Source organism: Shewanella sp. GXUN23E, from assembly GCF_050865035.1.
Classification (GTDB): domain Bacteria; phylum Pseudomonadota; class Gammaproteobacteria; order Enterobacterales; family Shewanellaceae; genus Shewanella.
Genome location: NZ_JBOZWP010000002.1, coordinates 18,384 through 30,966, shown reverse-complemented (window position 1 = coordinate 30,966; position 12,583 = coordinate 18,384). Strand labels below are relative to the sequence as shown.

Below are 12,583 nucleotides of genomic sequence, written 5' to 3'. Positions count from 1 at the left end.
ACCTCAGCCTTTGGGCAGGCCCAGCATCCGCTCGGCGATAATATTGCGTTGAATTTCATTGGCACCGGCATAAATCGGCCCGGCCTGAGCAAACAGAAAACCGTCCAGCCAGTCACTGGTCTGCTCATCGGTCAGCTCGGCGCGACTGCCGAGAATGTCCATGGCGATCTGATGCATACGAAGATCCAGCTCGGACCAGAAAATCTTGTTGATACTGGACTCGGCGCCAATTTTTTCGCCGCGGGAAAGACGCCCGACCGTGTAATAGGCCGACAGTGCATAAGCCTGAGCATCGGACCAGGCGCTGGCGACCCGGGTGGCAAGGGAGGGATCCAGCCTGCCGCCGGGCTGATGAGCCTGGTACAGCTGCACCAGTTTTTGCGCCGTGTGCTGAAAGCGCGCCGGCGAGCGCAGCAGCAAGCCACGTTCAAACCCGGCGGTGGCCATGGCCACATGCCAGCCCTGCCCCTCATCGCCAATGCGGTTGGCGGCACTGACACGCACATCATCGAAAAATATCTCGGCAAACGCCTGTTTGCCATTCAGTGCCTTGATTGGCCGCACCGTCACTCCGGGCGCATCCAGTGGCACCAGCAAAAAACTCAGGCCGTGATGACGGCTCGATGCAGGATCGGAACGAAACAGGCCAAAGCACCAGTCGGCATAAATGGCGCGGGTAGACCAGGTTTTCTGCCCGTTGATCACATACTCATCGCCATCACGGATGGCGCGGGCACTGATCGCCGCCATATCAGAGCCGGCATTGGGCTCAGACCAGGCCTGAGCCCACATATCATCACTGGCGGCCATTCTGGGTAAGAAACGCTGCTTTTGCTCCCCGGTGCCAAACTCCATCAAAGTCGGCCCCAGCAGCAGCTGACCGTTCTGATTCACCCGCATCGGCGCGCCGGCGCCATAGTATTCCTCTTCAAAAATCAGCCATTCAATCAGGTCACAACCCCGGCCGCCAAGCTCAGTGGGCCACATCACCATCGACAGCCGTGCGTCAAACAGCCTGCGCTCCCAGGCTCTGTGCTGCTCAAACCCTTCGGCAGTGTCATAGCTGGCCAGGGGTGTGGTGGGCAGATTGTCTTTAAGCCACTGGCGCACCTCGGCGCGAAACGCCTGCTGCTTATCTGTAAAGGTCAGTTCCATATCGCTTTTCTGTCCCTGTTATTAAAATTGAACGTCACGTTTTTCGACAAAGGCACGGCGGGTTTCGGCGGAATCAGGCGATTGATACGCCTGCAGGGTAAAGCCCTGCTCCCAGCGATACTTATCTTCCAGATTGCCATCCTCAATGCCATTGAGCGCTTCTTTGGCCAGTTTGATCATCGCCGGACTCTTGGCGGCAATGCGCGCGGCGATTTCCAGCGCCGCATCGCGCAGCTGCTCCCGGGGCACGATGCGCTCAATAAAGCCGTACTTAAATGCCTCCGGCGCGCTGATGGCCTCGCCGGTGAAAAACAGATAGCGTACCTTCTGCACTGGAAACAGCCGCTGCAAATGTGCGCCGCCGCCCATGGCGCCGCGATCCACCTCCGGCAGGGCGAAGCTGGCGCAGTCTGATGCCACCACTATGTCGGCGGCGCCGGTAATGCCTATCCCGCCGCCCAGCACATAGCCGTGCACCGCCACAATCACAGGCACAGGACAGCGGTGCACCGCTTTGAAGGTGTTGTAGTTACCGGCATTGACCGCCACGATCCGCTCAGGAAAGGCATCCAACTCCTTGATATCCACTCCGGCACAAAAGCCGCGCCCCTCAGCGCGAATGACCTGCACCCGCACTTCAGGGTTATTGCCCAGGGTGTCAATTTGCTGTGCCAGCGCCAGCCATTCCTGGCTGCTGAGCGCATTGACCGGTGGTTTATTGATCACCAGTTCAGCAATGCCGTTATCCAGCAAGGTCGAAAAGGCCGTGTGGCTGTGTGTTTGTTGGGTCATCTCAACTTGCCTCCCGGGCAGCATGAGGGTGCGATGCCGCGCCCTGCTGCCCATCCGCGTTAATTGGTGGGTTTTGCCTGGACGCCAGCAGCGCGCCTAAGCAGGTGTCAGCCTGGGCGGCAATACCCCGGATAAGCTCATCCACGCTGGTGAGTTGGTTAATGGCTGCGGCCACCTGCCCCGAGGGCAAAATGCCCGCATCCGGCAAGCCCTGCACCATGGAGTGGCGCAGCAGCACCGGCTGATTGGCCGACATCACCACCTGCGACAGCGCGCCGGGATCGTCTCTCAGCGCCTGCACCAGCACCTTGACCATGTGCGACAGGGTCATGCCTGTGTCCTGCTTCCAGCGCCAGGCACTGCCAAGCGCCATGGCAAGACGGCCCAGGGAGGATGAGCGCTCAAGGCGGCCAATAAATTCGTTGTCTATCATGCGATGGCGCATGCCATCGACGGCCAGGGTCACCCGCACCTTGTCGGTGTCGGTCACCGCCAGATAGCGCGCCAGCGTCTGCTCTGGCGTTGGCGATTCGCGGGTCATCAGAAATGCCGTGCCCATGGCGATACCGGCTGCGCCTGCCGCCAGCGCCGAGGCCAGTCCGCGACCGGTGGAAAAACCGCCGGCGGCAATCACAGGCACAGACACAGCGTCCAGCACCTGAGGCAGCAAAATGGATGACGGCACAGTGCCGGTATGCCCGCCACCTTCTGCGCCCTGAATGGTGATCATATCCGCGCCCAGCTCCACCGCCCTGATGGCGTGTTTCACCGCCCCCACAGTAGGAATGCACAGCACCCCGGCGGCTTTAAGGCGCGCTATGGTTGCTTTATCTGGCCCACGGCCATAGCTCACGGCTTTGAGCCTGTGCTTAATGGCAAGCTCAACGCACTGGGCGGCATTTTCCTGAAACATGTGAAAATTAAGGCCAAAGTTGCTGCTGCCCACAGCGGCAATGACCCGCTCAATTTCTGATTCCAGCGCCTCAGGCGCGATGGTGGCACCGGCAAGAAAGCCAAAACCGCCGGCGCGGGTGGTGGCGATCACCAGATTGGCATCGGACACCCAGCCCATGGCGGTCTGAATAATGGGATAACGGCAGCCCAAACGCCGGGTGACCTCTGTCGGCCAGGCAAAACTGTGCTCGTTCATTCGGCCTCCCTTGACACGCCGGTTGCCTGCCATGAACCATTAAGCCCACTGGTGTTGTGCGGAGCTGCAACTTGTTGACTGAGACTCTGCTGATTGGCGCTTTGCTGATTGGCACTGGCCATGGCCCTGGCATCAAAGCCCGCCAGCCGATCACCACTGACAGCTTGGTTGTGCGCATGGGCGAAGTGATGCAAACCAAACACCATATCCATGGTGCTGCGTTTGCCCATCAGATCTTCCGCATTATTAATTGCCTGCTTGGTCAGTTGCAGCCCAAGCCGTGGCATGGCAGCAATGCGCTTTGCCACACTCAAGGTATGGGCAAGCAGTTCATCCCTGGCGACCACCTGATTGACCATCCCCATCTGATAGGCGCGCTCGGCGCTCATGCGCTCACCGAGAAACAGAAACTCCTTGGCGATCCGCGGATTCAGCTCATGCACATGAGCGAAGTACTCCACTCCCGGAATACCCATACGCACCACAGGGTCCTGAAAGAAACTGTCATGGGAGCAGATAATCAGATCGCACACCCAGGCCAGCATCAGCCCACCGGCTATACAGGCGCCCTGCACCATGGCGATGGTCGGCTTGGGAATATCGCGCCAGCGGCGACACATGCCCAGATACACTTCCTGCTCCCGGGCATACAGAAACTCGCCGCCGGGCTTGTTGACATGGTCATACCAGAGGCTGGCACGCTCAAAACTCTTATCCACATCCCTGTCCGGGGTGCCGATATCATGACCGGCAGAAAAGTGCTTGCCACTGCCGGCCAGAATGATCACTTTTACCTCATCGTCATCACAGGCCAGCCGAAACGCCTTATCCAGCGCATAGGTCATGCGTGAATTCTGGGCGTTGTGGTACTCAGGACGAACCATGGTGACAGTGGCAATGCCGTCGCTGACGCTGTAGCTGACTACCTCATCGAGCAGAATTGGCGTCTGTGACGCTGCAGCTTGACTCATGCCAGGGCCTCCATAGTCTGCACCGCGGCGCGCACTCCCGGCGGATTCCCCTTTAACTGAGCGGCGCGAATATTGTGTGGGTCCAGCTTGCGGATAAGCTCCAGCTGCTCGGGCGTTGGTGCGGCGGTCACCGGGATGTCACCCTTAAGACAGTCCGGCACATGAATGGCAAAGCCGGTGTTGGCCACTACCTCATCAAGCATGACGCCAGGGTGCAGGCTGAGCAGCCGCAACTGATGCTGCGGTCCCTGCCAGTCCATTACACATAGGTTGGTGACTACCAGGCGGATATCAATTTCATCCAGCCGGTAGCCTTTTGGCAGGCGCGCCGGGTTATAGCCGATGGATGACACCAGATCGCACTCACCTTCGACAAATACCCGCTGGTTGTGATCGGGAATAAAAAACGAGTTGGCATGACAGATGGAGTTGCCGGGAAAACCACGCACTCCCAGCATCTGCACCTTGGGACGACGATAATCGCTGCCCAGCGCTGAAATATTGGCCTGACCGAACCGATCGACCTGAGTCGGGCCCACCATGGCATGGCGTTTTCCGCCCCAGACATTGTCAAAAATGCGGGAAAAACCCATCCAGGTTTCATTGGCCTGAACAAACTCCTTATCCCGTTTGCCAATGGGATTGGGACGGGACAGCAGGAAAGCTTCTGAATCTGTCATCAACAGATCCGGATTATTGCTGAGCATCGCCAGACTGGCGGCCAGACGGGGGATCACCCCGATGCCGGTCGCCAGCACTTCGCCATCCTCGGCAAAGGCCCCGGCGCAGGCACAGATCATCAGTTCTGCCAGACTGTATTGGGCGTGGGACATAACAGGGCTCCTCAGTAGCTGGCCAGCGCCAGTTTGCGAATGGCATCCGAGCCGCCGACTCTTTGCTGATAGGCGGCTTCATCGGCGGCGCTCAGGTACTTGTCGGCATAGGCCGCAAAGCCGCCTTCTTTGGCAAACTGGTTGTATTCATGAAAGTGGGCAGTATCGAAACCGTACAGGGGCGCGCAGGAGGACGGATGCGCCCCGCCCGGCACCCAGGCCACAGCCGTGGTCTGATTGCGCTCCCAGAACACCCGGCGGGCGCTCTCGTCACTCAGCGGCACGGCAGGATCCACCAGCTCCTCGCAGGTGACATAGGTCGATTGGGCGGCACGGGCAAACCAGTCATCCATATAATGATCCGGGCCGTTTATCTGGCACACACCACGGCGGTCGGCTTTATCCACATGGAGCAGCGCGGCGTCCAGTTTGAGCGCCGGCATGGCCACCCATTCCCTGTCATCGTAGGGACTGTCGATCACCCGGATCTCCGGGTTATGGGTCAGCACATCGGTACCCAGTCCAAGACGGGTTGGAATAAAGGGACAGCCCCAGGCGGCTGCGCGCAGCCCCAGCAGCATCATGCCTTCATCGATCTCCATCACCTCGAACTCACCGGCCTGTCTGGCCTGACGGAAAAACGGCTCCAACGGAATGAAATCCAGAGACACGAAAGCGAACACCAGTTTCTTCACCTTGCCCGCGGCGCACAGCATGCCGACATCGGCGCCGCCATAGGCCACTATGGTGAGATCTTTCAGATCCGAGCGCAGAATTTCGCGGATAAGCGCCATCGGCTTGCGCCTGGGCCCCCAGCCGCCTATGCCTATGGTCATGCCGTCGCGCAGCTGGGCCACCATCTGGGCCGTGGTCGTCAGCTTGTTCATTGACCGCCTCCCTGACCCACACTGAAATCGTGGCCCCAGATGCTGACTTTGGTGAACTCAAAGGCACTGTGCTGTTGCCAGTCCATTTGCAGGCCGCCGCAGCCATATTCGAGATCAAACCCCGATGGGGTTTTCATGTAAAACGAGGTCATTTTGTCGTTCAGATGCTGCCCCAGAGTGGCAGACAGCGGCACCTGATGGGCGATGCGCCTGTCATGGGCACGGCCGACCTCGGTCATATCCGGCACTTCCACCATCACATGCACGCAGCCGCTGGGAACCGGGAACTCACAGATCGCCAGACTGTGGTGTCTGGGATTGGCGCAATGCATAAAGTGAATGCGAACGGCGGGTGCGTCCGGGCCGGGCCGGAAGTGGTAAATATCCGACAGACCAAAGCCCATCACCTCGGTAAGAAACTCATAGGTGGCGTCGAAATTGGGCGCGGGCAATACCGTGTGGCCCAAACCCATCTCCCCGGTCAGAAACGCTTTTACCCCCTGTGGCGAAACAAAAGGCTCACAGTCAGACAAATAGCCCCAGTAAATCTCGTGGCGGTTACCGGCAGGATCGCTGAAAACAGCCAGTTGCTGAGCCCCGCGCTGGGCACACAACTCCCTGCCAGCAAGCTCAACCGGCACATCATGGGCTGCCAGTGTCTGCAGCGCTGCACTGAAGGCCGCCTTGGAAGGCAACTCCCAACCGGATGCCAGATAGCGTTTGTCGTTTCCTTCGATCACCAGCATACGGAAAGGACGCTCATCCATCTTGATATACAAACCGCCGCCGGGCGCCGGTGATGTCATCATCCCCAGCACATCTTCGGCATAGGCTTGCCACTGAGTAAGGTCGTCAGTCTGGGCGACGAAATAGCCCAATGCACGAATATCCATAATCCCGTCCTCCGGTTTCTTTGATTGGAGTGATTATGGAAATCGCGCGCAACAGACTCATCGTCCGTTGAGACTAACGTCGTAGAGAGGGAAATAGTGCTGCACTGCAGACAGGCGAGTATGCCGGGAAAAAAGATGAGAAAACGCAGGCGATAAGGTTAATGAAAGCTGCAAGCCGGGCATGGAATACTGAGCTTCTGCCAGAGCCAGTACACCAAAGGCGCCAGTTAACCAAAACTATTCAACAAAGACTTTTATCAAAGACCATTCACTAAAGACTATTCACTAGAGACTATGCTGGAAGGACAGTGCTCAAAAAATGGTGCGCAGAAAATGGTGCATAGAGAAAAGCGCGCAGACAAGGGCACCATAACCCCTTGTTCCTGTGTACCCGGCGCTTTCAATCTTTCAATCTTTCAATCTTTCAATCTTTCAATTTTTTCAATTCTTTCAGAGCTTCAGGGCTTCAGGGCTTCAGGGCTTCAGGGCTTCAGAGTGATTTTCAGCTCGCCTTCATTCACCGCAATACTCTCAACCCCATCGGCGAAGGTATTCCAGAAACCCAGATCACCCACTTCCCCCACCAGATTGACCTGCTTGATGTTGCCAAGCCAGGCGTTGGGCAGCGGCACGCCCATCAAACTGATCCCCGCCAGCGAAATCACCGGGCGGTTATTGGCATCCAGCGAGATATTCAGCCCGGTATTCACCCTCAGGGTTTCCCCGGGCATGATGGGAAAATCAGTGGGAACAGGAATAAGGATACTGGCGCTGGCCAGATTATCACTGAAATCAATGGCAACCCGGGTGGCAAAATCCGGGTTGCGGGCGATTATGGCATTCACTTCCCGCTCACTGAACACCAGATTGCGCGACAGGCCGGATTCACTGTAGGGCTGAGGCACGGCAACCTCATGGGTTGAGTTTGCAGCAGGCAAGACCGAGGATCCCGCACCAGAGCTGGCGGTATCGCCATCAGCTTGTGCCTTGTCCTGACTATGTTTGCTGCCAGCCTGCGCACTGCGATTGTGTGAACCGGGATTTTGTGAAACGGGATGATGTGAACCGGAAGCCGCTGAAGCCCCGCCCTGCCATCCCAGCTGCGCCAGCTTGGTATCAAGCACCAGGGTTTCCTGCTCGCTCAGATCCACAGGCGTAAATGGTGAGGGGAAAATATAGGTGCGCACTATCCAGTAGGTCGCGCCTATGGTCAGCAGGATAACCAGCAATATGATTGCCAGAACCTGTAATCCGCTGAATCCTGTTTTACCCTTTGTCATGCCGCGCCCCCAAGTTATCCCTTTACCTGCCCGGTATTTGTCCCTGTGCTGATCACAATGACAAATATGAATGCGAAAATTGCTCCATGTTAGCCAGCAAATCCGCCAATTTGCAAAAACTCCTGCCGCAAAAAAATGCCCCGGATAGTCCGGGGCATCTTAAGGTGTGACATCTGGTGCTCAGTGACGCATTGGATCGGACCTTGGGTCACGCATTACGCATTGAGTCAGGCTTCAATACCGACGATAAGCCATGGCGCATTGGGCTTGGTCAAATCCCGCTCCAGATGCCAGATATCGTGAATATCTTCTTCCGTGCTTTGCGGCGTTTCTTTATAACGACCGCTGAACTTGAGACTCAGCTCTGCCAGCTGCTTAGTGTAATCGGCGCGGACCAGTTGGGCATTAACGAACAGGATCTGATTCTGCAGCTCGCCCTGGGTGTTGGCACGCTCGGCCACCAGCGACTGATACAGATCGGCAGAGACATATTCACGGATTTTGGCCAGATCATTGCTGTTCCAGGCGCGCTGGATCTGCATGTAATGATCGCGGGCACGATTCACAAAGCCGTTGGCATCAAAGCCCGATGGCAGATTAAACGGCACATCGCTGGTCTGAGCCTGTGACTGGAAGCTGTCACTGGCCGCATTGCCGCCAGTATTGACACCAAAGTTACCGCCGAAATTGCCGTTATGAATATCTGCCTGCTGGCGCATATTCCCCGGCGCCCCGCCGGCGTAGGCGGGCTGCGGCTGACGATGATTGACCGCCTTTTTGGCCATCATGGCTTTAATGATTTTGAAAATGATAAAGGCCAGCACGCCGATAATCAGAATGTCCATAAACTGCAGACCTTCAAAGGCGCCACCGGCGAACAATGCCGCCAACAGACCACCGGCCAGCAAACCGCCGAGCATGCCACCCATCAGGCCTTTTTTGGCACCGCTCTGTGGGGTTGCGCCCTGCTTTTGGATGCTGTCGGTGCGCTGCATCTGCTGCTGTTGCGCCGGCGCGGTTTTATGGGTTTTACCAAAGGACTTGCCGCCACCCATGCGCTTGGCCTCTGCATGGGGGACCACCGTCAGGCTGACGGACAGAATAATGGCAAACAGGGTCAATAACTTCTTCATATATCTTCCTGTATTTAAGATGAAAACGCATGGTATTGAAGCTGTCTGCCAGTAGCAAGCCTGAGATCGTTAAAAAGTGTTACCCCTCTTATTGCGCAGGTTGCTGCCGCGCCGCCTGCCCGCAGGATGTAAAGGAATCACAAAAAGCGCGGTTCATCCGTTTGGCCGAGGGCAAAAACAGCAGACAATCACTGTCATCATCCAGGATCGCGGCAATCACTGGGGTTTCATCGGCTTTGTCAGCAACGCTTACGCGGATGTCACTGAAGTGACAGCACAAGAAAAACCCCCGGGGGTTGCCGGTCATATTTACCATCGGCCACAGACCTTCGAGCACTTGCCTTGAATACACTGACTTAACTGAGCGGGATACCCTGTTAACACGGGTAATCAGCAGGCTTCGTAGTCCAATACCAAACCCAGGTGGGAAACATTTTATTGGGCATGCCGCTAATCTGAATGTTATTCCGATGACATCATCGCTTGGTTGGATCTCGCTTTATCGGTATCTTTAACAGAGTTCAATTCTGAGGAATCCCCATGAAGCAGCCAAAGTTTCCACAACCTATGATGTTCGCCAGATATTTAATGATTATGCTGGTGATGGGTATTCTTGCCTGGTTGTTGCTGGCTGACACCCGGGAGAAATCCAGAGCCACGTTACTGCTCGAATATCAGGAGCTATTTGTGGCCACTTATCAGGCCGCCGTTGGTGAAGCCAAATTACAGGGTAAAACCGAGGACCAACAAACAATTGAAATGGATGGCATAAAAGTCAATCTGCTGAACGGCTATCCGTCACCGCGCTCTATGTTGACACTGATGGGACTGCCGGATTGCAGCATTGAAAAAACCACTGATGCCATTTGTGTGACCAAACTTGCCAGCCACCTTTCCCTGAGCGTCAGTGGTGAAGGGCTGGATTCCCAGATTATTCTGTACCCCTCAGAGATGCAGCCACAGCAATGGTGGCAGGGCTGTATGTTGATTTACACCAAAGTGGAACAGGCATCCGGTGCGCCGCTGCACCTGGCGCCGCAGCTGTATCTGGATAACTGCTGAGCAGAACACAACAATTCTGTCATCAAATTCCCATGTTATTGTCATTTATGGCTTCCAGTATGTTTTGCGTCTTTTTGAATTAACTATTTCACTGAACGCATCAACCCCTAAGGAAGTTATACAATGAGTAAGGCCACCCACGATCCAAAATGTTATAACCAGAGCAACAACCAAACGTTTGATCAGGTGCTGGAGCAGCATCTTTCGCGCCGCAATTTTGTCAAAGGCGGATTGGGACTTGGTGCCATGACCGCCTTTGCCGGCATGGGATTAACCGCTTGCAACTCAGGCACCGAAACTGTCATCAGCCCGGCCCCCACTTTACCCGTGCCACCTCCAACTCAGGCCAGTGTCAAACTGGGGTTTAATTCCATCGAAGGTTCGCTGACCGATGCGGTCGCCATTCCTCCAGGATACAGTGCTCAGGTACTTGCGCCCTGGGGCACACCACTCAATGACAAAGCGGCAGAGTGGCAATCAGATGGCAGCAATACCGCAGAAGATCAGGCCAATGCGGTCGGCATGCACCACGATGGCATGCATTACTTCCCGCTAGATGGCAGCAGCGAGGATGGCCTGCTGGTGATCAATCATGAGTATCTGGATCTCAAAGCCCTGCATCCAAATGGCGCCACGGTAGTAAGTGGCAAACGTACAATTGTCGATGAAGTGCGCAAGGAAATCTATGCACACGGCGTGTCCGTAGTGCGCATCCGCAAAAGCGGCAATCAATGGCAGGTGGTAAAAAATGATCCCCACAATCGCCGCATTACAGGCGCCTCCAGTATCGATATTGCCGGTCCGCTGGCGTATTCTGCCTATCTGGAGACCCGCTTCTCACCCGACGGCAGCCAGTCCCGTGGTACCTTCAATAACTGTGGTAACGGCTACACGCCCTGGGGAACCTACCTGACCTGTGAAGAGAACTGGCCAGGTTACTTTGTCAATCGTGGCGATTTGACCGACGATCAGGCGCGTATCGGGTTATCCACCAGCAATACCAACTATCGCTGGGACACCCTGGCCGGCCATGCCGATGAGTCGCTGGATGAATTCACCCGCTTTAATGTCACGCCTTTTGCCGGCAGCGCCGCTCAGGACTACCGCAATGAAGCCAATGGTCATGGTTATATCGTCGAAATCGATCCATACAACCCCAATACCCGTGCGGTAAAGCGTACTGCCCTTGGACGTTTTCGCCATGAAGGCTGTACCTTTGGTAAACTCGAAGCAGGTAAACCCATCACTTTCTATTCGGGTCACGACTCGCGCTTTGAATATCTGTATAAATTCGTCTCCGCGGCAAACTGGGATCCGACTGACGCCAATCCAGCCAATCGTCTGGCAACCGGTGACAAGTACATGAATGAAGGCACCCTGTATGTGGCGAAATTCAATGCCGACGGCACAGGTCAATGGCTGCCGCTGACCCTGGATTCAGTCACCAAGGATGGCAAAACCCTGGCTGACAGCTTCCCGTCACTGGCCGCCATCATTCTCAACACGGCAGGCGCCGCCGATGCGCTGGGTGCGACTGAAATGGATCGCCCTGAATGGTGCGCGGTCGATCCCTTTACCGGCAGTGCCTATCTGACACTGACCAACAACAGCAAGCGCACCGAAGCCAATCCAGCCAATCCACGGCTGAAAAACAACTTCGGTCATATCATTCGCTGGGATGAAGGTGAAAACGCCGGAGAATTCAGCTGGGATATCTTTGTATTTGGCTCATCTGACAATGCTGACAGCGATACCAACCGCTCTGGGCTGACGGATTTGAATCAGTTCGCAAGCCCGGACGGCCTGGCGTTTGATGCAAGGGGCATTATGTGGGTGCTGACCGACAATGGTGCTGATGAGGTGACTTCTTACACCAATGACCAGATGCTGGCGGTCGTACCCTCAACGCTGATGGATGCCAACGGCAAGCAACAGGTAATAAGCTCCGGTAACCAAACCGAGCTGCGCCGGTTCTTCGTGGGCCCCAACGGCTGTGAAGTCACAGGTTTTGCCATGACGCCGGATTACAAAAATATGTTTGCCAACATCCAGCATCCGGGCAACTGGCCATATTCCGCCAACGCTGCCGAAGCCACTCCCGGCGGGCAGACAGTTCGCCCAAGAGCGGCCACCGTAGTGTTTACCAAAAACGATGGCGGTGAAGTGGGGATCTAACGAATTTTCCCCTGCAACTCAAACAGGCCCGCACATGCGGGCCTTCAATATTTTTCACTAATAATCTAAACTTGCATCTATTACCGTACAAAAGCACCTTTCTGTAAAGGTTTGTGGGTTGAGGATATTTGATACAAAAAACCGCGGACAAATGAATCAAAAAAACAGCGGTTTTGTGCTTGAGTGTGACAAAGACTTTGATTAGCCTCGCAATAGTCCAGAAGAAACCCACTTCCCGACACGGACAACCCA

At 55.8% G+C, this 12,583-nt stretch carries 11 protein-coding genes; 2 read left to right on the top strand and 9 right to left on the bottom strand.

The annotated features are described in order from the left end of the window. Nucleotides 1-3 precede the first annotated feature (3 nt). The 9 genes from ACRRUX_RS02335 to ACRRUX_RS02295 form a co-directional block, all read right to left on the bottom strand. Nucleotides 4-1,155: an acyl-CoA dehydrogenase family protein gene (locus tag ACRRUX_RS02335; protein WP_432526805.1), complete on the bottom strand. Its 1,152-nt coding sequence runs from the start codon at nt 1,153-1,155 to the stop codon at nt 4-6. A 21-nt stretch (nt 1,156-1,176) separates the two neighbouring features. Continuing rightward, entirely contained in the window at nt 1,177-1,947 is a 771-nt protein-coding gene (locus ACRRUX_RS02330) for an enoyl-CoA hydratase family protein (RefSeq protein ID WP_432526803.1), read from the bottom strand. Between the two features lies 1 nt (nt 1,948). Then, nucleotides 1,949-3,097, bottom strand: coding sequence for an NAD(P)H-dependent flavin oxidoreductase (locus tag ACRRUX_RS02325; protein WP_432526801.1), 1,149 nt, complete (start codon nt 3,095-3,097; stop codon nt 1,949-1,951). Beyond that, on the bottom strand, nt 3,094-4,068 hold the full coding sequence (locus tag ACRRUX_RS02320) for an enoyl-CoA hydratase (protein ID WP_432526799.1): 975 nt from the start codon (nt 4,066-4,068) through the stop codon (nt 3,094-3,096). The genes ACRRUX_RS02325 and ACRRUX_RS02320 overlap by 4 nt, the downstream gene beginning before the upstream one ends. Further along, nucleotides 4,065-4,901 carry a CoA-transferase subunit beta gene (locus tag ACRRUX_RS02315; RefSeq protein ID WP_432526797.1) on the bottom strand — a complete coding sequence of 279 codons (837 nt, stop codon included), beginning with the start codon at nt 4,899-4,901 and terminating at the stop codon, nt 4,065-4,067. Before ACRRUX_RS02315 ends, ACRRUX_RS02320 begins: the two co-directional genes overlap by 4 nt. Before the next feature lie 11 nt (nt 4,902-4,912). Beyond that, nucleotides 4,913-5,788 carry a CoA transferase subunit A gene (locus ACRRUX_RS02310; protein WP_432526795.1) on the bottom strand — a complete coding sequence of 292 codons (876 nt, stop codon included), beginning with the start codon at nt 5,786-5,788 and terminating at the stop codon, nt 4,913-4,915. Next, the gene (locus ACRRUX_RS02305; protein ID WP_432526793.1) at nt 5,785-6,681 is read right to left on the bottom strand and encodes a VOC family protein; all 897 of its coding nucleotides are present in this window, start codon (nt 6,679-6,681) and stop codon (nt 5,785-5,787) included. The genes ACRRUX_RS02310 and ACRRUX_RS02305 overlap by 4 nt, the downstream gene beginning before the upstream one ends. A 482-nt stretch (nt 6,682-7,163) precedes the next feature. Continuing rightward, nucleotides 7,164-7,961 carry an arginine N-succinyltransferase gene (locus ACRRUX_RS02300; RefSeq protein WP_432526791.1) on the bottom strand — a complete coding sequence of 266 codons (798 nt, stop codon included), beginning with the start codon at nt 7,959-7,961 and terminating at the stop codon, nt 7,164-7,166. Nucleotides 7,962-8,188: 227 nt separating this feature from the next. After that, nucleotides 8,189-9,094, bottom strand: a complete 906-nt coding sequence (locus tag ACRRUX_RS02295) for a Tim44 domain-containing protein (protein ID WP_432526789.1) — start codon at nt 9,092-9,094, stop codon at nt 8,189-8,191. A gap of 540 nt (nt 9,095-9,634) precedes the next feature. Here ACRRUX_RS02295 and ACRRUX_RS02290 point away from each other — a divergent pair. Continuing rightward, nucleotides 9,635-10,156 (top strand): hypothetical protein, encoded by a 522-nt coding sequence (locus ACRRUX_RS02290; RefSeq protein ID WP_432526787.1) that lies wholly within the window; start codon nt 9,635-9,637, stop codon nt 10,154-10,156. 123 nt (nt 10,157-10,279) lie between these two features. Continuing rightward, nucleotides 10,280-12,331, top strand: a complete 2,052-nt coding sequence (locus tag ACRRUX_RS02285) for a PhoX family protein (protein ID WP_432526785.1) — start codon at nt 10,280-10,282, stop codon at nt 12,329-12,331. The last annotated feature ends 252 nt before the right edge of the window (nt 12,332-12,583 follow it).

What these genes read in the sequence shown, in the direction of transcription:
- ACRRUX_RS02295 (WP_432526789.1), bottom strand. Translation starts at nt 9,094, where the DNA reads ATGAAGAAGTTATTGACCCTGTTTGCCATTATTCTGTCCGTCAGCCTG.
- ACRRUX_RS02335 (WP_432526805.1), bottom strand. Translation starts at nt 1,155, where the DNA reads ATGGAACTGACCTTTACAGATAAGCAGCAGGCGTTTCGCGCCGAGGTG.
- ACRRUX_RS02290 (WP_432526787.1), top strand. Translation starts at nt 9,635, where the DNA reads ATGAAGCAGCCAAAGTTTCCACAACCTATGATGTTCGCCAGATATTTA.
- ACRRUX_RS02310 (WP_432526795.1), bottom strand. Translation starts at nt 5,788, where the DNA reads ATGAACAAGCTGACGACCACGGCCCAGATGGTGGCCCAGCTGCGCGAC.
- ACRRUX_RS02315 (WP_432526797.1), bottom strand. Translation starts at nt 4,901, where the DNA reads ATGTCCCACGCCCAATACAGTCTGGCAGAACTGATGATCTGTGCCTGC.
- ACRRUX_RS02300 (WP_432526791.1), bottom strand. Translation starts at nt 7,961, where the DNA reads ATGACAAAGGGTAAAACAGGATTCAGCGGATTACAGGTTCTGGCAATC.
- ACRRUX_RS02320 (WP_432526799.1), bottom strand. Translation starts at nt 4,068, where the DNA reads ATGAGTCAAGCTGCAGCGTCACAGACGCCAATTCTGCTCGATGAGGTA.
- ACRRUX_RS02325 (WP_432526801.1), bottom strand. Translation starts at nt 3,097, where the DNA reads ATGAACGAGCACAGTTTTGCCTGGCCGACAGAGGTCACCCGGCGTTTG.
- ACRRUX_RS02305 (WP_432526793.1), bottom strand. Translation starts at nt 6,681, where the DNA reads ATGGATATTCGTGCATTGGGCTATTTCGTCGCCCAGACTGACGACCTT.
- ACRRUX_RS02285 (WP_432526785.1), top strand. Translation starts at nt 10,280, where the DNA reads ATGAGTAAGGCCACCCACGATCCAAAATGTTATAACCAGAGCAACAAC.
- ACRRUX_RS02330 (WP_432526803.1), bottom strand. Translation starts at nt 1,947, where the DNA reads ATGACCCAACAAACACACAGCCACACGGCCTTTTCGACCTTGCTGGAT.